We start from the raw sequence: 22,640 nt of genomic DNA on the forward strand, positions 1-22,640 counted from the left end.
CGGCCGGGCCCATGACCAGGCCCTGAGCTCAGCGCCGGGCCGCGGCCAGCTCGCGACGCCGGTCCCGGGCGGACTTGACCAGGCTCGCGACGGTGGCGATGCCCAGCGTGCCGATGATGACCAGCAGGGACAGCCAGATCGGGATGTGCGGTGCCCACGCGACGTGCTTTCCGCCGTTGATGAACGGCAGGTTGTTGTCGGCCAACGCCTCCAGCACGAGCTTGACGCCGATGAAGCCGAGCACGACGGCCAGCCCGTAGCTCAGGTAGATCAACCGGTCGAGCAGGCCGCCGAGCAGGAAGTAGAGCTGACGCAGACCCATCAGCGCGAACACGTTCGCGGTGAAGACCAGGTACGGCTCCTGCGTGATGCCGAAGATCGCCGGAATCGAGTCCAGCGCGAAGATCAGGTCGGTGGTGCCGATCGCGATCATCACGATCAGCATCGGCGTGAACAGCCGTCGCCCGTTCTCGTGGGTCGTCAGCTTCGCGTCGTCGTAGCCCTTGGAGATCGGCAGCGCCCGGCGGCTCCACCGGATCAGGACGTTCTCGGAGAACTCGTCCTCGTCCGGCTCACCCTGGCGGGCCAGGTTGACCGCGGTATAGATGAGGAACGCGCCGAAGATGTAGAAGACCCAGGAGAACTGCGAGATCAACGCGGCTCCGGCGGCGATGAACCCGCCCCGCATCACCAACGCCAGCACGATGCCGATGAGCAGCACCTTCTGCTGGTACTGCCGGGGCACCCCGAACCGGGCCATGATGATGACGAAGACGAAGAGGTTGTCCACCGAGAGGCTGTACTCGGTGAGCCAGCCGGTGTAGAACTGCCCCGCCGAACTGGCCCCGGAGGCCAGCCAGACACCGGCACCGAAGAGCAGGGCGAGGCCGACGTAGAAGGCGACCCAGAGGCTCGACTCGCGCACGCTCGGCTCGTGCGGGCGCCGACCGATGATCAGCAGATCGACGAGCAGCACCGCAGACAGTGCGACGAGGGTTCCCGCCCACACCAATCCGGACACGTCCAACGTTCATTCCTCCGGCAGACACGCGGCGTCGGGCACACCGTACGCCCCTGCCGGGGCCGGCGTGCCGCTGTCGCTCACTCTGGTGACTGTCGGAGGTCTCTTCCGCCCCCGACCCGCGAACGGGACGGCGACCGACGGAGCCGGGTCGGTCGCCGAGAATCCGGCGATCGTCCGTGCTGACGACTTCGTCGCGGGGGAATACTCCCCTCCTCGCGGACCATTGTTGCCCACCACGCGCCGTGATCACACCTGGGGCAGGTTGCTCCCGACACACCCCGTGGGTCGTCCTAGGAGGCTAGTGTGTCGGGTGCGACGATCGGGTCCGCGAACGACCAGCCGGACGCCAGCAGGTCGTCGCAGACCTGCACGGCCCGCGCCAGCCGCTCGGTGTGCGACCCGGTCAACTCCACGACCGGCACCCCCGACTCGGCCAGTTCCTCGCGGAACCGCCCGGTCATCCAGGCCCGCAGGTGCTCGCCGTCGCGCAACCCGTCGTCGGTGAACGGCACGCCCCGGTGGTCGGTCAGCAGGTAGAGCGCCGGCCGACGGGCCGCCGCCCGCACCTGCGGCGACGCGCTGCCCAGGTAGCGCTCCTCCCAGATCGCGGTGGCCCGCGCATCGGTGTCGCAGAACAGCAACGGCCCCGACGACCGGGCGGCCGCGTCCTCGGCCGCCTGCTGCTCGCGCACCACCTCGCGGAAGTCCTCGCGGTCCCAGACGACATCGGCGATCGTCGCCTCGGGCGAGCGCTCCCGCAGCCGGGCGAGCTTGCGGGCGGTCAACTCCCGGCCGTACTCGGGAATCCAGACGCTGGCGTAGTGCGCGGCGAGCGCCTCGGCCATCGTGGTGGTGCCGGTCGACTCGGCGCCGACCACCACCACCCGCCGCACCAGAGCGGCCCGCACCGGAGGGCTCAGCCACCGCCAGTGACCCGCCGGGTCCGCGCGGACCGCCGTCCCGGACACCGGCACGGTCCGCCGATCCGGATCCACCGACACGGGTACGGCCCCGAAGCGGCGGGCCAACTCCTCCCCGTACGCCTCGGAGGAGAAGACGGCGTCCACCTGCTCCGGTCCGACCGCCTCGCGGAACACCGCGCAGTGCGCGTCCCAGACCGCCGGGTCGGCGTAGTCCACCGGATGGTCGTCGTACCGGCCGACGAACCGGACCCACGGTGTGTCCGCGTGCGCCTCGCGCAGCCAGTCCAGCCGGTCCGCGAGCGGGATCGACTCCCGGCGTGACGGCGCCACCACCACGGTGACGGTGGCGCAGCGGGCGGCCGCCGCCGCGATCAGCGCGTGGTGCCCGGCGTGCGGCGGATAGAACTTCCCGACCACCATCCCGTGCCCGAACTCGGGGCGCCGCGCGGGCGTCGGCCCACTCATGCGGTCACCTTGGCCGGGCCGGGCGGCGTCGGGGTGGCCGGGTCGAGCCGGCGCTCGTCGGCCCGCCAGGCCCGCAACCCGACCACGCACAGGGCGAGGAAGACCAGGTACAGCACGGCCGTCAGGTGCAGCCCCTTGTAGGCGTACAGCGGGATGTAGATCAGGTCGGCCGTGATCCAGAGCCACCAGCTCTCCACCCGCTTGCGGGTCTGCCCGTACGTCGCCAGCAGGGACAGCGCCGTCGTCAGCGCGTCCGGCAACGGCACCGTCGAGTCGGTGGCCCGGTCCAGCAGGACCCAGAGGGCGCCGGTGAGCAGCACACCCGCGACCGCCAGCCCCACCCACTCCCGCCGGCCGGTCCGACTCACCGTCAGCCGGGTCCGCTCCTCGCCCCCGAACAACCAGTGCCACCAGCCGTAACAGCCGAGCGCCACGTACACGACCTGGAGCCCGGCGTCGGCGTACAGCCCGGCCGTCCAGAACAGCAGCATGAGCAACAGCACGTTGGCGATGCCGATCAGCCAGTTCGCGACGCGCTGCCGGGCCACCAACCACACGTTGAGCACGCCGGTGGCGAACCCCAGCAGCTCCGCCCAGGTCGTGCCGACGCCCGCCACGCGGAACGCGGTGCCGGTGAGCCAGTCGATGATCATGTCGCCACACCTTAGGACCTGTGTCGACGCTGGAACAGACCCCACGGCACCCGCACGACCCCGGGCCGTGGGAGGCTTTCCGGCATGGTGCTTGAGGTCGCGCTGATCGACGTACTGCCCGGACACGAGGACGCGTTCGCTGCCGCGTACGCCGAGGGTCACCCGGTGCTGGCCGGGACGCCCGGCTGCCGCTCGGTGCGGATGACGCGGGGCATCGAGTCGCCCACCCGGTTCGTGCTGCTGGTGGAGTGGGACTCGGTCGAGGCGCACGAGAAGAACTTCCGGGACACCGACCGGTTCGCACAGTGGCGCGCGCTCATCGGTCCGCACTTCGCCGGACCGCCGCTGGTCGAGCACTTCCTCGACGTACCGGCCTGAGTGAGCCTGTCGTACCCGGCGGTTACCGTGCCTCCCGCACGCGCGGGTCGCCGGTCCCGACGGGCTCGGGGGCGCCGGGCCCGGTGGCCACGCGGGCCAGGGCCTGTTTCATAAGGGCGGTCGAGCCGAGGCGGAGTCCGGGCGGCGATCCGGCAAGGCGGGGTCGCGTTCGGATACCGGTGTTGTATCCGGACGTGACCGCAACGCCGCCGGTCGTCGTCCGGGCCCGCCGCAGGCCGGCCAGTTCTTATGAAACAGGCCCTAGCCCTACTGCCCGACGCGGCGGGCCAACGCGGTGACCGTCTCCTCCGGTGACAGCGCCGCCGCCAGCAGGGCCTCGGTCATCCGCTCGTACCTGTCGACGTCGAGCACGGTCGCCAGGCGCACGTCGGTGGTCAACGCCTCCAACATCACCGTCCGCGGGTCCGCCGGGTCGGGAAAGGCATACCAGGAGTACGGCGTGAGCGGGTGCAGCCCGCCGCCGGCCAGTCCGCGGGGCAGCAACCGCACCGTCACGTGCGCCAGCCCGGTCACCGCCACCAGGTGCCGAAGCTGCTCCCGCCAGACGTCGACCGGCAGGTCGCCCGGGTCGCACACCGCCTCGGCGAGCACCGCCGTGTAGCGCGGCGGGTCGGCCCGGCGCAGCACCTCCTGCCGCAGCGCCCGGGCCCGCACCTCGGCCTCCACGTCGACGTCCGGGGTGAGCAGGGCACCGGCGGCGACCCGCGAGCGCGCGTACGCCGCCGTCTGGAGCAGCCCCGGCACCACCGCCGGCTGGTACTCGACGATGTCGGCCGCCCCCGCCTCCAGCTCGGCGTACACGCGCTGCCGTTCACTCATCTCGCCGAGCGCCTTCCACCAGCCGCGGCTGGTGGCGGCGTCCCGCGCGATGACGATCAGCGCCTCCCGGACCGGCCCGGGCACCTGGTAGACGTCGAGCAGATCCAGCACGTCGGCGAGATCCGGACGGCTCTGCCCCAGCTCGATGCGGGACAGCTTCGACGTCGACGCCCAGCCCAACCGGTCGCAGACCTGTTCCAGGGTCAGCGCCTCGCGCCGACGTAGCTGACGCAGCTCAGCGCCGAGGCGCGCGCGTCGAATGACAGGACTTGTTGGCAACGGCATCCCCGCCTCCCCATCGAGGGAGCGTACGCAGGACGATCACCCAGTGCAATAGCGCGGTGGCGCACCGCAATCGAAGCGATCACGTCACGGGGGTGGATCCGCTGCCGTCCATGCCTTCCCTCCCCGCTCAGGGCTCAGGGCCGGCATGCGACTCAGGGCCGGCACGCGACTCAGGGCCGGTAGGTGCCGAACGACCACTGGATGCCGGCGAGGTCACGGGCGGCGTAGTCGCGGGACCCGTAGTCGGTGTCGAACGGCTCCCGGGTGATGTCCGCCCCGGCGGCACGCGCTCGGACGCAGTGGGCGTCGACGTCGGGCACGGCCACGTAGACGGACCAGTCGTCCTCGGCGGCCGGAGACGCCGGGCCGACCCGCGGACCCAGCATGATCATGCCGGTGTCGAGGACGAGCTCGGCGTGGGCGACCGTGCCGTCCGACGCCTCGTGCACGGCGTGCACCTGGAAACCGAACGCGGAACAGAGCCAGTCGATCGCGGCGCGGGGATCGGGATAACGAAGGATCGGATAGACGGTTCGCATAGCGACGAGTCTCCGGCCCGGTGTCGACTCCGCGATTGGACGAATGTGACCCGGGTGGCCCAACCCTGCGCCGGATCGTCGCGCGAGGGCAGCCCAACTCACGGGTTCCCGCAAACCGGGCTGTCGGCGCGCTCGGGACGCCCCCACTTCCCTGAACCGGAGTCGATCGTGCACGTTGATCCACACCAGGTCGCCGATATGGCGGCATCAGGGCGGCCGGACACCGCCAGATCGGCGATCTGGAGTTGACAACGCGGCTTCGGTGGCTGCCCGGCCCCGCCCGCCGGGTCCACGCGCCGACGGCGTGCAGGTGCCCGACGGCGTCACATGCCCGACGGCCCCACGCCCCACGACGTCACGAGCCCGACGGCCCCACGCCCCACGACGTCACATGCCCGACGGCCCCACGCCCCACGGCGTCACGAGCCCGATGGCCCCACGCCCCACGACGTCTCGCTTCAGACGGAGGAGCGTGCGGCGAGCAGCGCCGCCGGTGTGGCACCGGCGAACTGGTGGAAGTCCCGGATGAGGTGCGACTGGTCGTAGTAGCCACACCGGACGGCCACCTCGGCCCAGTCGACGGCCCGTTCACGGCCAGGCGGCGATCCGATCGCGGCGGCATCGCGCAGCACCGCGTGCGCGTGCTGGAAGCGCATCAACCGGGCCGCCGTCTTCGGTGGCAGGCCGACGTCCTCCCGGAACCGGGCCGCCAGATGTCGCCGGCTCCACCCCAGCTCGGCGGCGAGCTCGCCGACGCCGCGGAGCCCACCGCTCGCCGCGAGCCATCGCCAGGCCCAGTCGAGGCGGGCGTCGACGGGTGGGGACGTCGCCAGGCGGTCGACGAGTGCCGCGTCCAGGAGCGCGAAGCGCTGCGGCCAGCCCCCGGCCTCGGCCAACCGGTGCCGTAGCTGATCGAGCCAGCGGCCGGGGAGGTGCCCGAGGCCCACCGCCCGGTTCGTCAGCTCGGCGAGCGGCAGGCCGAGGACGCGCCGGGCGGTCAGCGGGGTCAGCAGCAACTCCACGCCCTCCCCCACGCCCACCGTGCGGGTGGTGCACCAGCCGTCGAAGGTGCCGGCCACGAACGAGTCCACCCGCTCGACCCCACGCTCGGCGCTGCGCGGATCGGCCACGTCCAGCGGAGCGCCCCAACCCAGGATCAGCACCACGAAGGCACCAGCGGTCTCCCGGCGGACCAGGGGCAGGTCCGCGCGTTCGCGGTAGCCGATATACCGGTCGACGAACGGACGCAGGCGGATCTCGGGCACCCCGAGGACCAGCTCGTCGTCGACCACCGTCATCGCACCCGACCGCCCTTCCCGCTCGCCGCACGAAGCGCCCACCCGGCCGGCTCGGCTGTCACTTCACGCCGGCGGCGTCCATCCCGCGTAGCTCCTTCTTCAGATCGGCGACCTCGTCGCGGATCCGCGCCGCCAGCTCGAACTGCAACTCGCGGGCGGCGGCCAGCATCTGGTCGTTGAGCTCCTGGATGAGCTGGGCGAGGTCGGCGCGGGCCATCCCCTCCCGCGACGTGGTGGCGGCGGTCGACCGGCTGCGACTGCGGGTCTCCTTGACCGGCGCCTTACCCCGGGAGAGCTGGCGGACCGCGCCGCCGACCCGGGAGTTCTCGGTGTCCTCCGCCTCGCGGTAGATGTCGTCCAGGATGTCGTGGATCTTCTTGCGCAGCGGCTCCGGACTGATGCCGTGCGCCTCGTTGTGCGCGATCTGCTTGGCGCGACGCCGGTCGGTCTCGTCGATCGCCGCCGCCATCGACGGCGTGATCTTGTCGGCGTACATGTGCACCTGGCCCGAGACGTTACGGGCGGCCCGCCCGATGGTCTGGATCAGGGACCGGCCGCTGCGCAGGAAGCCCTCCTTGTCGGCGTCGAGGATCGCCACCAGGGACACCTCGGGCAGGTCCAGACCCTCCCGGAGCAGGTTGATGCCGACCAGCACGTCGTACTCGCCCTTGCGCAGCTCCCGCAGCAGCTCGACCCGGCGCAGCGTGTCGACCTCGGAGTGCAGGTAACGCACCCGGACACCGTTCTCCAGCAGGTAGTCGGACAGGTCCTCGGCCATCTTCTTGGTGAGCGTCGTGACGAGCACCCGTTCGTCCCGGTCGGTCCGCAGTTTGATCTCGTGCATCAGGTCGTCGATCTGGCCCTTGGTCGGCTTGATCACGACCTCCGGGTCGACCAGGCCGGTGGGGCGGATGACCTGCTCGACGAACTCGCCCTGGGACTGCTCCAACTCCCAGGTGCCCGGGGTCGCGGAGAGGCAGACCATCTGGCCCACCCGCTCCAGGAACTCGTCGAACCGCAGCGGCCGGTTGTCGGCGGCGCTGGGCAGCCGGAACCCGTGGTCGATGAGCATCCGCTTGCGGGAGGCGTCACCCTCGTACATGCTGCCGATCTGGGGGATCGTCACGTGCGACTCGTCGACCACGGTGAGGAAGTCGTCCGGGAAGTAGTCGAGCAGGCAGTGCGGCGGACTGCCGGGCAGCCGCCCGTCCATGTGCATCGAGTAGTTCTCGATGCCGGAGCAGAAGCCCACCTGGCGCATCATCTCGATGTCGTACGTCGTGCGCATCCGCAGCCGCTGCGCCTCCAGCAGCTTGCCCTGGCGCTCCAGCTCGGCCAGCCGCTCGGCCAGCTCCGCCTCGATGTCGCGGATGGCCCGCTCCATCCGCTCCGGGCCCGCCGCGTAGTGCGTCGCCGGGAAGATCACCAACTGGTCGACCTCGCGCACCACGTCACCGGTCAACGGGTTGAGGTAGTAGAGCTTCTCCACCTCGTCGCCGAACAGCTCGATGCGGACCGCCAACTCCTCGTACGCCGGGATGATCTCCAACGTGTCACCGCGGACCCGGAACGTGCCCCGCTGGAAGGCCATGTCGTTGCGCGTGTACTGGATGTCGACCAGCCGGCGCAGCAACTGGTCGCGGTCGAGGTCCTGACCGACCTTCACCTTGACCGCCCGGTCCAGGTACTCCTCCGGGGTGCCCAGCCCGTAGATCGCCGAGACGGTGGCCACCACGATCACGTCGCGGCGGGTGAGCAGCGACATGGTCGCCGAGTGCCGCAGCCGTTCGACCTCCTCGTTGATCGAGGAGTCCTTCTCGATGTAGGTGTCGGTCTGCGGGATGTACGCCTCGGGCTGGTAGTAGTCGTAGTACGACACGAAGTACTCGACCGCGTTGTGCGGCAGCAGCTCGCTGAACTCCTTGGCCAGCTGCGCGCAGAGCGTCTTGTTCGGGGCGAGCACCAGGGTCGGGCGCTGCAGCCGCTCGATGAGCCACGCGGTGGTGGCGCTCTTGCCGGTGCCGGTCGCGCCGAGGAGCACCGACGTCCGGTCGCCGCGCCGCACCCGGCGCTCAAGGTCGTCGATGGCGGTCGGCTGGTCGCCGGCCGGCTGGTATTCGCTGATGACCTGGAAGCGGCCGTCGAGCCGAGGAATGTCGAGCGCCATGACATCAACGGTACGCCGCAGGTCCGACATGTTCGGCCGTCGCGCAGGGTACGTGATCGGCTTCAATATTCCCATTGTGTGGCCCATGTCACCGGGACTACCCTCTTCGTGTAGGCCGCTCGCGGCGGCCGACCGGGCCGGTGGCCAGGCCGTCATCACGGCCGGCCGCCCCCGGCACAGCGGTCGCAGCACCCGGCTCGTCCGGCGTGCGCACCCGTGTGGTCGCGCTCACGGCGCAGACCGGCCGCCGCGAGCGCCCCTGCTCCGTACTCCGGGCTCGTCACCCGATCCCGTCCCACCCGTTTCACATCCGTGGACACCTCTGGAGCCCCGGCGCCCTCCCCCGACACCGACACCAGGGACCGCACCACCCGCGCCGGCACCGCGGACCCCGGCGTTCGGCACGGCGTCGGGGACCGCCGGCCCGGCCGTGCCGAGGTCGGGGAGCACGACACCCCGGCCGGCGAGACCAGCCACCGCGGCGGGTCGGCCCGCGCCAGCCGACGTCGGCGTACGCTGCTGCTCCTGCTCGCCCTGACCGCCGTGACGTCGGCGGCGGCGCTGGTGCTCGGGCTGCTGAGTTGGGCGCCCGACCCACCCGCGCCGGCCCGGCCGCTGACCGTCGCCGAGGCCGAGCGGCTGGCCGCCATGCGGGTCACCAACCTGCGGGACCTGCGCGCCGGCGTGCGCGTCACCGCCGGTGAGGGCGCCGCCCGCACCGACTTGGTGGGCTGGGTGGACTGGTCGCGCGCCCTGCTCTACCTGGACGTCGGAGGGCCGGGGGCGGGTGCCGACCGGGGCCTGGTGCAGAGCTCCGGCCCGGTCCTGGTGGTCCGGCCGGACCCGACGGCCGTGCCCACGCCGGCCGCGCCTCCGCTGGTACCGCCGGCGGACCGCTGGCGGCTGCGCCACCTGACGCCCGGCACGAGCCTGGCGTCGGTCCTCGACCTGCTCCTCGGCCTCGCCGCCGACCGCCCGGACCCGGTCCCGTCGGCCGGTGACGGGCGCTGGATCGCCCAGGAGGCGGCTGCGGCCGGAACGCTGGACGTGTTCCAGGGGTCACTGCCCGCCGCGTCACCCACCACCGCACCGGCCGCCGGTACCGCGACAGCGTCCGGCACGCCGTCGGCCGGCGCGGACCTGTCGGCCCGCTACTGGCTCGACCGGGACGGCCGGCTGCACAAGCTGGTGACCCGGTTGCCCGGTGTCGGGCCACTCACGGTGCTCCTCGACCGGATCGACCGTCCCACCCTGCATCCGGTGGACGCACTCGGCGGCCGACCCGGCCTGCCACGAGCGCTCACGGAGGCCGAGCAGCGGCGGTGGGACGCGCTGCCGGCCCGGCTGCGCGGCCAGGGCGGTGCCACGCTGACGCTGACCGCGCCGGTGGGCGTCGAGGTCAACCTGCGGGGCGCCGGCTGGTTGAGCTGGGCCGCCCGTACCGCCTACGTAGGGGTCGCCGATCTGGGCGTACCCGATCGCCGTACCCTGCTGCACCGCGACGCCGCCGGCCTGTCCCGTACGGACGTACCCGCCGACGCCGGTGGTGGTGGCACGGCCGAGACGCCCGGGCGACCGCCGTTCCCGGTCCCCGGCGGCACGTGGCGGACCAGCCGGTCCGCCCGCGACGACCTGGACCTGCTGGTCGACGCCGCGGTGGCCGCCGCCGACCCGGCGGCACGGCGGGGCGCCCCCGTGCGCGTCCGCGAGGATCTCGCGGACGGGCGGACGGTGGACGTCGTGGAGTTCCGCACGAACGCCGCGCGGCTGCGCTACTGGATCGACCGGGACGGGTTGCTGCGCCGGGTGGAGCTACGTACCGGCCCGGGCGCATGGGCGCAGCTGGACCTCTCTCCCGCCGTGGTGCCCCGCCTCCCGCCGCCGCCGCGCGCCGCCGGTCGACCGCGGGGGACACGCTGACCAGGGGTCAGGGCCGCCAGTCGGTCTGCGTGGCCCACTGCTCGGCCCGCAGGTACTCCTCGTCGAACCAGGGGTCGCGGGCCGTGCCGCTGCCACCGACGTGCGGTGCCGCGTCCACCAGATCGCGTTTGAGCAGCAGGTACGTCGCCCGCCGATCGGGGTCGGCGCGCAGGTGGTCCCGCATCAGCAGCGCGTACCGCCAGCCGGGCGAGTCCGCCTCCCGCACGTGCAGCCGCACCGGACGACCCGGGTCGGCGCTGCCGTGCAGTCGCTTCTCCCACCGCCCCCGGTCGGCCGGACGCGGGTCGTCCCACCAGTGCCCCGGGACCCGGGGGAAGCCCGCGCCCGCCAGCTGCTCGGCCAGCGGCCCGTCGGCGTCCCCGAGGTTGGGCACGGCGATCTGCACGTCGATCACGTCGTCGGTGGCGAGGCCGGGCACCGCCGTCGCGCCGATGTGGTCGATCCGCAGGTCCGCCGGGGCGACCGCGTGGCGGATCCGGGCCGCCAGCCGCGCGTACTGCTCGGGCCAGCGGGCGTCGGCCTCCGCCGCGTCGCCGCGCGCGGGCGGCGACGCGACCCGCCGCTGCCGCAGATTGTGCTCGTAGGGTCGCAGCCGCTGCCGCCACAGCGCGTCCACCGCGCCGTGCAGCGCCGTCAGACTGCCGTCGTTGGTCACCACCACGTCGGCGACCGCCCGCCGACGATCGTCGTCAGCCTGCGCGGCGATCCGCCGCTCGGCCTCCGCGCGGTCCATACCCCGGTCGCGCGTCAGTCGCTCCAGCCGGGTCGGCACGGCCGTCTGCACCACGACCACCAGGTGGTACGTCGGCGCGAGCCCCACCTCCACGAGCAGCGGTACGTCGTTGACGACGATCGCGTCCGGCGGCGCCGCCGCGACCAGCTCGGCGGTACGCGCCCGTACCCGGGGGTGGGTGATCGCCTCCAGCCGGCGGCGGGCCGCCTCGTCGGAGAAGACCAGCGCGCCCAGCGCCGCCCGGTCCAGCCCGCCGTCGGCGTCCAGCACCCGAGCGGAGAAGGTGGCGACGATCTCCGCGAGACCCTCGGTGCCCGGCGCCACGACCTCCCGGGCGATCTGGTCGGCGTCGACGAGCACCGCGCCCAGCTCCACCAGCCGCCTGGCCACCGCGCTCTTGCCCGACCCGATCCCGCCGGTCAACCCCACCCTCAGCACCAGGACAGTCAACCGGATCGCGGCCCACCCGCCAAACAGTCCCACCCCGTGGGGAACCGTCCCCGTCGTGTGATCAGCGTCCACCGGCGCGGCGGGCACGGCGAAGGCCCCGCCTCCGGCGATCCGAGGATCGCGGGAGACGGGGCCTGTCGTCGTGCTAGCGGGTCACTTACCGCCGGCGAGCTTCTCCCGCAGAGCGGCGAGCGCCTCGTCGGTGGCCAGGGTGCCGGCCGGCTCCTCGTTCTGCCGGCTCGGGGCCGGGCTGGACGAGGAGGTGGTGCCGCCAGTGGCAGCCGGGACGGCGGGAGCCGGGTTGGCAGCGGCCTCGGCGTCGGCGGCGCGAGAGGTCTGCACCTGCTTGGTGTGGGCCTCCCAACGCTGACGGGCCTCGGCGTACTGGTTCTCCCAGGTCTCGCGCTGCTTGTCGTACCCCTCGAGCCACTCGCCCGTCTCCGGGTCGAAGCCCTCCGGGTAGATGTAGTTGCCCTCGGCGTCGTACGTCGCGGCCATGCCGTAGAGGGTCGGGTCGAAGTGCTCCTCGCCCTCGACGAAGCCCTCGTTGGCCTGCTTGAGCGACAGCGAGATCCGGCGGCGCTCCAGGTCGATGTCGATGACCTTGACCATGACCTCGGAGCCGACCTGGACGACCTGCTCCGGGATCTCCACGTGGCGCTCGGCCAGCTCGGAGATGTGGACCAGGCCCTCGATGCCGTCGTCCACGCGGACGAACGCACCGAACGGAACCAGCTTGGTGACCTTACCCGGCACGATCTGCTGGATCGCGTGGGTGCGGGCGAACTGCCGCCACGGGTCCTCCTGCGTCGCCTTCAGCGACAGGGAGACGCGCTCGCGGTCCAGGTCGACGTCCAGGACCTCGACCTCGACCTCCTGGCCCACCTCGACGACCTCGGACGGGTGGTCGATGTGCTTCCAGGACAGCTCGGAGACGTGCACCAGACCGTCGACGCCGCCGAGGTCCACGAACGCGCCGAAGTTGACGATCGAGGACACGACGCCCTTGCGGACCTGGCCCTTCTGCAGCTTGTTGAGGAACTCGGTGCGCACCTCGGACTGCGTCTGCTCGAGCCAGGCCCGGCGGGACAGCACCACGTTGTTGCGGTTCTTGTCCAGCTCGATGATCTTGGCTTCGAGCTCGCGCCCGACGTACGGCTGCAGGTCACGCACGCGCCGCATCTCGACCAGGGACGCGGGCAGGAAGCCGCGCAGGCCGATGTCGAGGATGAGACCACCCTTGACGACCTCGATGACCGAGCCGCGGACGACCCCGTCCTCGTCCTTGATCTTCTCGATCGTGCCCCAGGCCCGCTCGTACTGCGCCCGCTTCTTGGAGAGGATCAGACGCCCCTCCTTGTCCTCCTTCTGGAGGACCAGGGCCTCGATGTGGTCGCCAACCGTCACAACCTCGGCGGGGTCGACGTCGTGCTTGATCGACAACTCCCGAGAGGGGATGACACCCTCGGTCTTGTAGCCGATGTCGAGCAGGACCTCGTCCCGATCGACCTTGACGACGGTGCCTTCGACAATGTCGCCGTCGTTGAAGTACTTGATGGTCTCGTCGATCGCGGCGAGGAAAGCCTCCTCGGAACCGAGATCGTCGTGGGTGACCCGGGTGGCGCTCGAGGGGGCCTCGATGCTGCTCGTCATGTGGGCGGTTGCTCCGGTCGGTGGGTTGTCACAGCAGGCTGGTGTCGCGGTGACCTGTTCGCGCCAGCGGATCCGTCGCCGGACACACCGAACGATCGCCTAGTGAGATCATGATGTGGCTCCGACGACCGCGCACCTGCTCCCTGCCGAGACACACGATCCGCGAGCGCATCGTCTAGCCTACCGTGCGCATTACCACAGCGTGCAAGCCCTCCCGTCTCCTCGCCGCGCGATGACCTGCGAAAGGCGAACAATCGCCCGGAAACGACCCCTCCTGTCTCATAGGTCACAGCAGCCACGGCTCGCCCGCTCCAACGGAATCCCGCAGTCGTGGACGCGCCGCCGTACCCGACGGGGTGGGTGGGGCCTAGCGTGAGCGGGTGGATGACGACAGCCGGGTGACCCGGCGCCGCGTGGGTGACGCCGAGGTCAGGCGGGCCAACCGCGGCTGGTGGGACGCCGACGCCGACGACTACCAGGCCGAGCACGGCACCTTCCTCGGCGACGTGGACTTCGTCTGGTGCCCGGAGGGGCTCCGCGAAGCGGACGCCCACCTGCTCGGCGACGTGTCGGGGCGGCGGGTGCTCGAGGTGGGTTGCGGCGCCGCCGCGGCCGCCCGCTGGCTCGCCACGCAGGGCGCGCGGGCGGTCGCCTTCGACCTGTCCGCCGGCATGTTGCGGCACGCCGCCAAGGCGGCCGACGCCACCGGGGTACGCGTGCCGCTGGTGCAGGCCGACGCGCTCGCGCTGCCGTTCGCCGACCGGTCGTTCGACGTGGCCTGCACGGCGTTCGGGGCGATCCCGTTCGTGGACGACTCGGCGGCCCTGCTCGCCGAGGTGCACCGGGTGCTGCGCCCGGGCGGCCGCTGGGTGTTCTCGGTGACCCACCCGATGCGCTGGATCTTCCTGGACGACCCCGGCGAGGGCGGGCTGCGGGCCGTGCACTCGTACTTCGACCGTTCCCCCTACGTCGAGCAGGACGAGAACGGCGTCGCCACCTACGTGGAGCAGCACCGGACCCTCGGTGACCGGATCCGGGAACTGGTCGGCGCGGGGTTCCGCCTGCTGGACCTGGTGGAGCCGGAGTGGCCCGAGGGACACGAGGGCGTCTGGGGCCAGTGGAGTCCGCTGCGCGGACGGCTCTTCCCCGGCACCGCCATCTTCGTCACCGAGAAGCCCGCCGACTGAGCGCGCCGCACCCGTTGTCCGCCCGATCCGCGTGCGGCGGGCGTTAGGTACTCGTGACCAGAGAGCCGACGCCGATCTCACCGGAACCCTGGCGACCGGATCAGGCCCGCCAGCAGCGTGCCGACCACACGCTGGACGACCTCCTCACCCTGCCGGACGGTGCCCCACGCGTCGAACTTGTCGATGGAGTCGTCCAGGTGCCGCCCCTTCCCACCCTGGGCCTGCCGGCATCCCCTACTACTGGCGGATCGAGCAGGACCCGGTACACGTCTACGCGTACCGGATCGGAGACCGGCTGGGACCGGGCGGTGAGCGGCAGTACGAGCTGGTCGCCGACGGCGCCGACGTGATCGAGCTGACCGAGCCGTTCGACATCAAGCTGCCGATCGCCGAGATCACGCCGTAGTCGTTTCACCCCGGCGGGGTCGGGTAGCCCGCAGCATGGCCGAACAGCGATTCCACGAGGGCGACCACGTCTCCTGGTCGGCGCACGGCAGCCGCGCGTACGGCGTGGTGCAGGGCACGATCACCGAACGGACGCGGATTCGCGGGCGCGCGGTGAACGCGTCCCCGGACGACCCGCAGTACCGGGTCCGCAGTGACGGCACGGGCCGCGACGTGGCCCACCGCCCGGAGGCGTTGCGTCATGAGCAGAGCTGACGACCAGGGGCGGGACACCTATCGGGAGTTCACCGAGGTGGTGAACATGAAGCCCGGTGAGCTGTCCACGTGGCTGGAGACCGACGAGTCGAAGCAGGTGGGCTGGCACAAGGGCGGCCGTACCGGCGGTGGCGAGTCGGTCGGGCACGAGTCCGGCCGAAAGATCATCAACCTGCTCCGCCGCAAGCGCGCGGACCTCTCCGAGGCGGACTACAAGCACATGCGCAAGGTGGTCGGCTACGTCCGCCGGCACATGGCGCAGCGCCCGTCCGGCAACGTGCGCGACACCAAGTGGCGCTGGTCCCTCATGAACTGGGGCCACGACCCGATGAAGTAGCGGACACCCACACCGCAACCAGAAAGATCAGTGATCAGCGCTGTTCCAGTCCCGGCCCTCGCCCACCGACACCTCCAGCGGCACCGACAGCGGGTACGCGCCGCCCATCTCGCGTCGTACCAGCGCTTCGAGGGCCTCGCGCTCACCGGGCGCGACCTCGAAGACCAACTCGTCGTGCACCTGTAGCAGCATCCGGGAGCGCAGACCGGCGTCGGCGAGCGCGGTGTCGACGTTGAGCATCGCCACCTTGATGATGTCGGCGGCGGACCCCTGGATGGGGGCGTTGAGCGCCATCCGCTCGGCGATGTCGCGGCGCTGCCGGTTGTCGCTCACCAGGTCCGGCAGGTAGCGGCGGCGGCCCAGGATGGTCGAGGTGTAGCCGTCCTGGCGGGCCTTGGCGACCACCTGGTGCAGGTAGTCGCGCACCCCTCCGAAGCCCGCGAAGTAGTTCTCCATCAGCCCGCGCGCCTCTTCGGTGCTGATGGTGAGCTGCTGGGACAGGCCGAACGCGCTGAGCCCGTACGCCAGGCCGTAGTTCATCGCCTTGATCTTGCGCCGCTGGTCCGGGGTGACCTCGTCGACCGGCACGCCGAAGACCGACGAGGCGGTGGCGGCGTGGAAGTCGGCCCCGGAGTTGAACGCGTCGATGAGCGCGTCGTCCGAGGAGAGGTGCGCCATGATCCGCATCTCGATCTGGCTGTAGTCGGCGGTGAGCAGGCACTCGTACCCCTCACCCACCACGAAGGCCCGACGGATGCGCCGGCCCTCCTCGGTGCGGATCGGGATGTTCTGCAGGTTGGGCTCGGTGGAGGAGAGCCGGCCGGTGGCCGCCACCGTCTGGTTGAAGGTGGTGTGGATCCGAGCGTCGTCCGAGACGGACTTGAGCAGACCGTCCACCGTCGACTTGAGCTTGGCGACGTCGCGGTGGCGCAGCAGGTGGGCCAGCACTGGGTGGGGCTGTTGCGCGTAGAGCCACTGCAGGGCGTCGGCGTCGGTGGTGTAACCCGTCTTGATCTTCTTGGTCTTCGGCAGGCCCAGCTCGGTGAAGAGGATCTCCTGCAACTGCTTGGGCGAGCCGAGGTTGAACTCCCGGCCCACCGCCTCGTACGCGCCCTGGGCGGCGGCCTTCACCTCGGCGGCGAAGTGCGCCTCCAACTCGGAGAGGTAGTCGGTGTCGGCGGCGATGCCGGTGCGCTCCATCCCGGCGAGCACCCGCATCAGCGGCAGCTCCACCCCGGCCATCAGCCGCGCGGACTGCTCGCCGTCCCGGGACAGCTCGGCGTCGATGGAGTCGGCGAGGTCGAGGGTGGCGCGGGCCTGGAGCATGAGGTTCTGCTCGGCCACCCCCTCGTCGCCCAGCCCGTCGAGGGTGAGCTGGCCCGTCTCGGGCGCGTCCACCCGCAGCTCGCGGTGCAGGTAGCGCAGGGCCAGGTCGGTCAGGTCGTAGGACCGCTGGTCGGGACGGGCCAGGTAGGCGGCGATCTGGGTGTCACGGACGATGCCGGCCAGCTCCCAGCCGTGCGCGGCGCAGGCCAGCACCGCGGGCTTGCTGTCGTGCAGCACCTTGGGCCGCTGCGCGTCGGCGAGCCAGGACGCGAGGGCACCCTCGTCGGCGGCGTCGAGCCCGGTGGGGTCGACCCAGGCGGCCGCGCCACCGGCACTGGCCAGCGCGAGCCCGGTGATCGAGGCGGTGTGCCGGCGGTTGGGGCCGGTGTCGAGCTTGACCGCGAGCCCGACCGGGGTGCCGGTCGGGGCGTGTGCGTCCAGCCAGGCGGTGAGCGCGCCCGGCTCGGTGAGCACCTCGCCGGTCAGGTCGAAGCCGGACTCGGCCTCCGGCTCGACCGACTCCAGATACTGGTAGAGGCGGTCGCGCAGGATGCGGAACTCCAGCGTGTCGAAGACCTGGTGCACCGCCTCGCGGTCCCAGCCCGTCCAGCGGGCGTCCTCCGGACGCAGCGGCAGCTCCAGGTCGGAGACCAGGCAGTTGATCTCGTAGTTGCGGATCACGTCGGCGAGCCGCTCCCGCAGGCTGTCGCCGGCCTTGCCCTTGATCTCGTCGGCGCGGGCGATGACGCCCTCCACCCCGCCGTACGTGGTGATCCACTTGGCGGCGGTCTTCGGGCCGACACCCGGAATGCCGGGCAGGTTGTCGCTGGTCTCGCCAACCAGCGCGGCGAGGTCCCGGTACTGCTGGGGCGGGACGCCGTACTTCGCCTCGATCGCGGCCGGGTCCATCCGGGCCAGGTCGGAGACGCCCTTGCGCGGGTAGAGCACGGTGATCTGGTCGTCGACGAGCTGGAACGCGTCCCGGTCGCCGCTGCTGATCAGCACCGACATGCCCTGGTCGCGGGCCTGGCAGGCGAGCGTGGCGATGACGTCGTCGGCCTCGTAGCCCTCCTTCTCCACCACCGGGATCTGCAGCGCGGCCAGGACCTCCTTGACCAGGCTCACCTGGCCCTTGAAGTCGGTCGGGGTCTCGCTGCGGCCGGCCTTGTACTCGGCGTACTTGTCGGTGCGGAAGGACCGCCGGGAGACGTCGAACGCCACCACGATGTGGGTGGGCTGCTCGTCGCGCAGCACGTTGATCAGCATCGAGGTGAAGCCGTACACCGCGTTGGTCGGCTGCCCCGTCGTGGTGGAGAAGTTTTCCACGGGAAGGGCGAAGAAAGCCCGGTATGCCATGGAATGTCCGTCGACGAGGAGCAGGCGCGGTGTCGTAGCTGTCACGGCAGCGACTCTAGTCCGTCGCACCGACATCCCCCCGCTCATCCTCGCGTCGCCGGAGGGGTCGCCCGCGGGATGCGGATACGAACGCGGAACTGCTCACCGGGTGGCATGGCGGCTTGTCGCGCATCACGTCTTTGCCACCACGGGAGGGCAGTTCTAGCCCCGTTCTAGCCCAGCGGCCTCCGATCCGGCGCGCGGTGCCGCCGGCACGCCGCGAGCCCTCGGACATCCCCGCGACTGCCAGTGGCCTGACGCACGCCCGGAGGCCCGGAGTGGGCACCTGATCGAGGCGGCAGCGCAGGTCAGAGGCCAACTAGAAGGAAACGAGAAGGATGACCCTCAATGCTGACCTGGCAATGGACAACGGGGATCGGGAGCCGCCCGAGACTTGATGACGAGGAGGCACTTTGAGAATTACCGGTTTCAGGAGCGTGGCGTCCGCCCTGCTCGTTGGAAGCGTGACGGCGACAGGCGCACTCCTCGGGTCGCCCGCCTATGCCGCCACCACCAGCTGCGAATACACAAAGCCCGATTATTCCTGCCAGACAGGCGTGATCCTTCCCAACTCGACTTATCACGCTCTCTCGGCGACCGCAGTGACCTACACCGACAATGACGTCACCTGCTACGTCTACGACAAGAGCACCCAGGCCCAGGTCGGCGTCGTTCGAGACACGAAAAATGGTGGTTCTACAAGTATCGTGATCCGGGGTCTCTACGGCTCCTACTGGATGAACTGCACCGGCCCCGGCTCATCCCGCTACGGCGGAGGCTCGCTACGGAATGACAGCTATTTGGTCGACTGAGATGAGCAGATTTTTTCGGAATCAATCAATCGGGGAGAGGTTGTTTCGATGAGAATTGCCGCAAAGTGCGCCGCGGTTGCCGGCGCGATGGTGCTGACCGCATTCTGGGGGTCGCCGGCTCAGGCCCACGTGATGACTGGCTACCAGGGCCTGGACAAGGCGTGGGTTTCGAGCGACCACCGGTCCATCGAGGTGCAGGACCGCGAGTGCGACGGCCACGGGGTGTGGGCGGTCGTCAACCTGGCCAGTGGCGGTAGCACCAGCGTCAGCGATCCGGATGGCTGCTCCGGGAATACTGGTTACCGGTCTTTCCCCGACACCACCATCGCCAGCTTCTACGTGTGCGAGAACACCGAAGGATGCGGAACCACGATACGCGTGCAGTAGTCGGCCGTCGAACCTGAACGAGCAGGTTCGACCGCCAGACTCTGATCGTCCCGCTCGGCCTCGCGAACTGGGCGCGTCGGCCCCTCCACCGCCAGCACGACTACGATCCCGCAGGCGGTGGAGGGGACAACCCGTTGGCCAGGAAACACTGATTCCGCAATGCGACAACAGACGCGATGATCTCGACCCGAGCGGCATTGTGCCCAAAATGCCAGTATTAACACCGATAAATCTCCTCCGCAGGCACGTGATGGCAGCCGGCTGTATTCTGATCTTCCGGCGGCTGATTCAACGGGGGAGGTTCGAAGATGCCTCTGGAGCTGCGCGTACTGGGTCCGATCGAGGTGCGACAAGCCTCCCAGCTGGTCGTCGTCGGCCGGCGGATGCACCGTCTCCTTCTGGGCCTGCTCGGCCTCCACGCTAATTCGATCGTCGCCACAGACGACCTGGTGGACCTCCTCTGGCCGCAGGAGCGCGTCCCACGATCTGCCCGCTCGATGATTCATTCCCGCATCTCGGAGCTGCGCGCGGCACTCGCCAAGGCCGGCCTCACCAACGGCCAGATCTCGATCACATCCAATGGCGACGGGTACGCGGCCCGGTTGGATCCGATGCTGGTGGACGCGCACAGATTCCGCCTGTTGGTGCGCCGCAGTCGCGACACGCAGCCAGCCCTGAGCTGGCCGGACAAGCGTCGCCTGCTGCGCGAGGCGGTCGGGCTTTGGCGCGGATCGGCATTCGGAGGCTGGGCCCCACATCGGCTCGCACCGCCGGAGGTGCAGGCTCTCGAGGAGGCGCGGTTGACCGCCTTGGAACACCTTTACCAGGCGGAGCTGCGGGCGGGAACAGACGCTTCATCCCTCATCGAAGAGTTGATGCCTCTCGCGCGTCAGCATCCGAGCCGGGAGCCCTTCACCCTGCACCTGATGCACGCACTCGTTGCCGGCGGACGAAGCACTGACGCGCTCGACTGCTACGAGCGACATCGACGCTGGCTCGCTGAGGAGTTGGGCACCGACCCGTGTGAGCAGTTGCAGCAACTGCACCTCGACATACTCAGAACCCCTCCGACGGAACTGCCGACGACACCACGTCAGGAAGACGTGGCTGGGCCGGCTCAACTGCCGGCCGAGCCGGAAGGTTTTGTGGGCCGACAGCAGGAGCAGAATCTTCTCGACGCCGCAATCGCCGAAACGGGCGCGAGAACTGTCGTGCTTGTCGGACCCGCCGGCGTAGGCAAAACGGCGCTTGCCCTCCGCTGGGCACATGGCAGGCTACGTCAAGCGGCCACCCCCGCTCACCTCTACGCCGACCTACGAGGTAACGGAGGAATCACCTCCCTACCGGCGAATCTCGTGTTGGAGCGCTTTCTGCGCGCCCTGGGGGTTGACGGTGACGACATCCCGGCAGACCCGGAGGAACGGGCATCTCGGTACCGGTCGGCGTTGACAAGACGGGCTACTTTGATCGTGCTCGACAACGCTGCGTCGTCGTCGCAGGTGCGGCCCCTGCTTCCCGGCGCCGGCGACCATCTGCTACTGGTCACGAGCCGGCACAGGATGGATGGTCTGGTCGCCACGAACGGCGCAACCCGATTGTTGATCGGGCCGCTCACCGAACGAGACGCCCATCAGGTGCTGGGCAACGCCATCGATGACCGAAGGGCAGTGCTCGGATCGCAGCTGGCTCGCATCTCCGATCTCTGCGACCGCCTGCCACTGGCATTGCGAATCGCCTCCGCGCTGCTCAACAACGCGAACGACGCAAGATTGCTGGCGGACGAATTGGCGAGTGAGGGCAACCGCCTCGGTCTACTGTCTGCCGAGGACATCTCCGTGCGGGCGGCTCTTGCGGTTACGCTCGCTGGCCTCTCCGAGCCGACACGCCGGCTCTTCGCGCTCTTGGGCCGACATCCCGGTCCACGGCCGTCACTGGATGCCTGTATCGCATTGACAGCCAGGTCAGAGCCCGAAACACGGGCTTCGCTCGACGAGCTGATCGCCTGTCACCTTGTGCAACCACTCGGATCTGATCGCTACCTGATGCACGACCTGGTCCGCCTCTTCGCGGCAGAGCAGGCAGCCACGGAAGCAGACAGCGCGGCTCACTCTCTGCTCACCTGGTATCGGGATGTAGCCAATGCGGCCGACCGGGTGCTGCGCCCGAAGGAACGGCCCAACTTCGAGTCCCCGAAGTCGCCCGTCGACTTCACCGATTCTTCGACCGCTCTGGGTTGGCTCAGTGCCGAAGCCGACAATCTGAGCGCTGCGGTCGAGCGAGCCGAGGAGACGTATCCTCAGCTGGCCTGGCAGATCGCCGCCGCGATGTACGGATGGCTGGTCCGTCAGCAGGAGCGTGACCGGTGGATCGAGCTGTATTTGACAGCGGTGCGAGCAGCCAGGAGATCGGGTGACCCGGCCGGCGAAGCACTGCTCTCCAGTCGTCTGGCCATCCCCCTGAGCCTGCTCGGCAGACATGACGAGGCCGCCGGACACTGCGCTCGGGCGTACGAGCTGCGGAACGCCATGGGAGATCGACTTGGTGCCGCGACCGCCTCGCTGAACCTTGCCGCGATCGAGAACATCGCTGGCCGACCCACTGCCGCTATCCGCCAGCTCAGGTTGGCCGAAGAGCAGGGCCAGGGGTTGCCGAACGCCCTGCACCTGCGCGCGTTGATTCAGAGCAACCTCGGTGAGGCTCATCAACTAGCCGGGCAGCACCCTCAGGCGGCCGGACACTACCGCGAGGCGCTGCTACTGGCAGAGACGGCTTGTGGTCCGCGGGACGTGGCGGAGATATTGGTCGGGCTCAGTCGGGTCCATCACGGCCTCGACGAGCCCGAGCAGGCGATCCGATATGGCGAGCGAGCCCTCGCCCAGGCCCGCCTTGCTGGTGACGTGTTGATTGCGGCAGAGGCGCAGGAGGCACTGGGTAGGGTCAAGGTCAACAATGGCGAGGTCGTCGACGGCCTCGCGAACCTACGCTCCGCGCTCGCTGTGTACGCGAAGAAGGGTCATCGCGACACCGCCAAGCTGAGCCGCCTGATCGGTGCGATCGAGTCCACCCCTTGAACGACAGCCAGGATTCCTCGCCATTGCGTCGGGACACCCCAATGCCGCCTCAGGCCACTGTCAGCTGACCCCGGAGCGGCTAGGCCCAACGGACCGGCAGACACCGGGTGCGAACG

The 22,640-nt window shown here is 70.4% G+C and carries 17 protein-coding genes and 1 pseudogene; 8 read left to right on the top strand and 10 right to left on the bottom strand.

The genetic code is table 11. From position 1 onward, the window contains the following. Positions 1-28 precede the first annotated feature (28 nt). The 3 genes from ACN269_RS10200 to pnuC form a co-directional block, all read right to left on the bottom strand. Complete coding sequence (locus ACN269_RS10200) at positions 29-1,027, bottom strand: TerC family protein (protein WP_421472220.1); 999 nt, start codon at positions 1,025-1,027, stop codon at positions 29-31. Between the two features lie 287 nt (positions 1,028-1,314). Further along, positions 1,315-2,412 (bottom strand): AAA family ATPase, encoded by a 1,098-nt coding sequence (locus ACN269_RS10205; protein WP_421472221.1) that lies wholly within the window; start codon positions 2,410-2,412, stop codon positions 1,315-1,317. Next, positions 2,409-3,065, bottom strand: a complete 657-nt coding sequence (gene pnuC / locus ACN269_RS10210) for a nicotinamide riboside transporter PnuC (RefSeq protein ID WP_421472222.1) — start codon at positions 3,063-3,065, stop codon at positions 2,409-2,411. The genes ACN269_RS10205 and pnuC overlap by 4 nt, the downstream gene beginning before the upstream one ends. 84 nt (positions 3,066-3,149) lie before the next feature. Here pnuC and ACN269_RS10215 point away from each other — a divergent pair, with 84 nt between their 5' ends. Further along, entirely contained in the window at positions 3,150-3,443 is a 294-nt protein-coding gene (locus ACN269_RS10215; protein WP_355049563.1) for an antibiotic biosynthesis monooxygenase family protein, read from the top strand. A gap of 267 nt (positions 3,444-3,710) precedes the next feature. Here the strand turns inward: ACN269_RS10215 and ACN269_RS10220 are convergent, their stop codons facing one another. From ACN269_RS10220 to uvrB, 4 genes are all read right to left on the bottom strand, one after another. Beyond that, entirely contained in the window at positions 3,711-4,568 is an 858-nt protein-coding gene (locus ACN269_RS10220; RefSeq protein WP_421472223.1) for a helix-turn-helix domain-containing protein, read from the bottom strand. Between the two features lie 170 nt (positions 4,569-4,738). Further along, a complete protein-coding gene (locus tag ACN269_RS10225) occupies positions 4,739-5,107 on the bottom strand; it encodes a VOC family protein (RefSeq protein ID WP_421472224.1) in 369 nt (122 codons plus the stop codon). A 458-nt stretch (positions 5,108-5,565) separates the two neighbouring features. Continuing rightward, positions 5,566-6,405 (bottom strand): helix-turn-helix domain-containing protein, encoded by an 840-nt coding sequence (locus ACN269_RS10230; RefSeq protein ID WP_421472225.1) that lies wholly within the window; start codon positions 6,403-6,405, stop codon positions 5,566-5,568. 58 nt (positions 6,406-6,463) lie between these two features. Then, complete coding sequence (uvrB, locus tag ACN269_RS10235; RefSeq protein WP_421472226.1) at positions 6,464-8,572, bottom strand: excinuclease ABC subunit UvrB; 2,109 nt, start codon at positions 8,570-8,572, stop codon at positions 6,464-6,466. A 312-nt stretch (positions 8,573-8,884) separates the two neighbouring features. On the opposite strand from uvrB, the gene ACN269_RS10240 reads away from it, so the two are divergent. Continuing rightward, positions 8,885-10,492, top strand: a complete 1,608-nt coding sequence (locus ACN269_RS10240) for a hypothetical protein (RefSeq protein ID WP_421472227.1) — start codon at positions 8,885-8,887, stop codon at positions 10,490-10,492. 7 nt (positions 10,493-10,499) lie between these two features. Here ACN269_RS10240 and coaE read toward each other — a convergent pair whose 3' ends face one another. Further along, positions 10,500-11,684 (bottom strand): dephospho-CoA kinase, encoded by a 1,185-nt coding sequence (gene coaE, locus ACN269_RS10245; RefSeq protein ID WP_421472228.1) that lies wholly within the window; start codon positions 11,682-11,684, stop codon positions 10,500-10,502. Positions 11,685-11,849: 165 nt separating this feature from the next. Beyond that, positions 11,850-13,349 (bottom strand): 30S ribosomal protein S1, encoded by a 1,500-nt coding sequence (rpsA, locus tag ACN269_RS10250; RefSeq protein WP_421472229.1) that lies wholly within the window; start codon positions 13,347-13,349, stop codon positions 11,850-11,852. A gap of 380 nt (positions 13,350-13,729) precedes the next feature. Between rpsA and ACN269_RS10255 the strand changes: the two genes are divergently transcribed. The 3 genes and pseudogenes from ACN269_RS10255 to ACN269_RS10265 form a co-directional block, all read left to right on the top strand. Then, positions 13,730-14,536: a class I SAM-dependent methyltransferase gene (locus ACN269_RS10255; RefSeq protein ID WP_421472230.1), complete on the top strand. Its 807-nt coding sequence runs from the start codon at positions 13,730-13,732 to the stop codon at positions 14,534-14,536. Between the two features lie 441 nt (positions 14,537-14,977). Next, complete coding sequence (locus tag ACN269_RS10260) at positions 14,978-15,196, top strand: DUF2945 domain-containing protein (RefSeq protein WP_278148179.1); 219 nt, start codon at positions 14,978-14,980, stop codon at positions 15,194-15,196. Continuing rightward, positions 15,183-15,530, top strand: a pseudogene (locus tag ACN269_RS10265) (DUF3140 domain-containing protein); the annotation flags it as partial. The gene ACN269_RS10260 and the pseudogene ACN269_RS10265, both read left to right, overlap by 14 nt. Before the next feature lie 30 nt (positions 15,531-15,560). Here the strand turns inward: ACN269_RS10265 and polA are convergent. Beyond that, a complete protein-coding gene (gene polA, locus ACN269_RS10270) occupies positions 15,561-18,260 on the bottom strand; it encodes a DNA polymerase I (RefSeq protein ID WP_421472231.1) in 2,700 nt (899 codons plus the stop codon). A 407-nt stretch (positions 18,261-18,667) separates the two neighbouring features. Between polA and ACN269_RS10275 the strand changes: the two genes are divergently transcribed. The 3 genes from ACN269_RS10275 (at position 18,668) to ACN269_RS10285 (ending at position 22,524) form a co-directional block, all read left to right on the top strand. After that, positions 18,668-19,066: a hypothetical protein gene (locus ACN269_RS10275; protein WP_421472232.1), complete on the top strand. Its 399-nt coding sequence runs from the start codon at positions 18,668-18,670 to the stop codon at positions 19,064-19,066. Between the two features lie 48 nt (positions 19,067-19,114). Continuing rightward, a complete protein-coding gene (locus tag ACN269_RS10280) occupies positions 19,115-19,453 on the top strand; it encodes a hypothetical protein (protein ID WP_421472233.1) in 339 nt (112 codons plus the stop codon). Between the two features lie 308 nt (positions 19,454-19,761). Next, entirely contained in the window at positions 19,762-22,524 is a 2,763-nt protein-coding gene (locus ACN269_RS10285; RefSeq protein ID WP_421472234.1) for a BTAD domain-containing putative transcriptional regulator, read from the top strand. The last annotated feature ends 116 nt before the right edge of the window (positions 22,525-22,640 follow it).

The organism is Micromonospora sp. WMMD736 (assembly GCF_049179015.1).
GTDB lineage: Bacteria > Actinomycetota > Actinomycetes > Mycobacteriales > Micromonosporaceae > Micromonospora.

Coding starts and splice junctions, on each gene's coding strand:
- pnuC (WP_421472222.1), bottom strand. CDS start 3,065: ATGATCATCGACTGGCTCACCGGCACCGCGTTCCGCGTGGCGGGCGTC.
- uvrB (WP_421472226.1), bottom strand. CDS start 8,572: ATGGCGCTCGACATTCCTCGGCTCGACGGCCGCTTCCAGGTCATCAGC.
- ACN269_RS10205 (WP_421472221.1), bottom strand. CDS start 2,412: ATGAGTGGGCCGACGCCCGCGCGGCGCCCCGAGTTCGGGCACGGGATG.
- ACN269_RS10220 (WP_421472223.1), bottom strand. CDS start 4,568: ATGCCGTTGCCAACAAGTCCTGTCATTCGACGCGCGCGCCTCGGCGCT.
- ACN269_RS10215 (WP_355049563.1), top strand. CDS start 3,150: ATGGTGCTTGAGGTCGCGCTGATCGACGTACTGCCCGGACACGAGGAC.
- rpsA (WP_421472229.1), bottom strand. CDS start 13,349: ATGACGAGCAGCATCGAGGCCCCCTCGAGCGCCACCCGGGTCACCCAC.
- ACN269_RS10260 (WP_278148179.1), top strand. CDS start 14,978: ATGGCCGAACAGCGATTCCACGAGGGCGACCACGTCTCCTGGTCGGCG.
- ACN269_RS10285 (WP_421472234.1), top strand. CDS start 19,762: ATGCCTCTGGAGCTGCGCGTACTGGGTCCGATCGAGGTGCGACAAGCC.
- ACN269_RS10225 (WP_421472224.1), bottom strand. CDS start 5,107: ATGCGAACCGTCTATCCGATCCTTCGTTATCCCGATCCCCGCGCCGCG.
- ACN269_RS10230 (WP_421472225.1), bottom strand. CDS start 6,405: ATGACGGTGGTCGACGACGAGCTGGTCCTCGGGGTGCCCGAGATCCGC.
- ACN269_RS10280 (WP_421472233.1), top strand. CDS start 19,115: ATGAGAATTGCCGCAAAGTGCGCCGCGGTTGCCGGCGCGATGGTGCTG.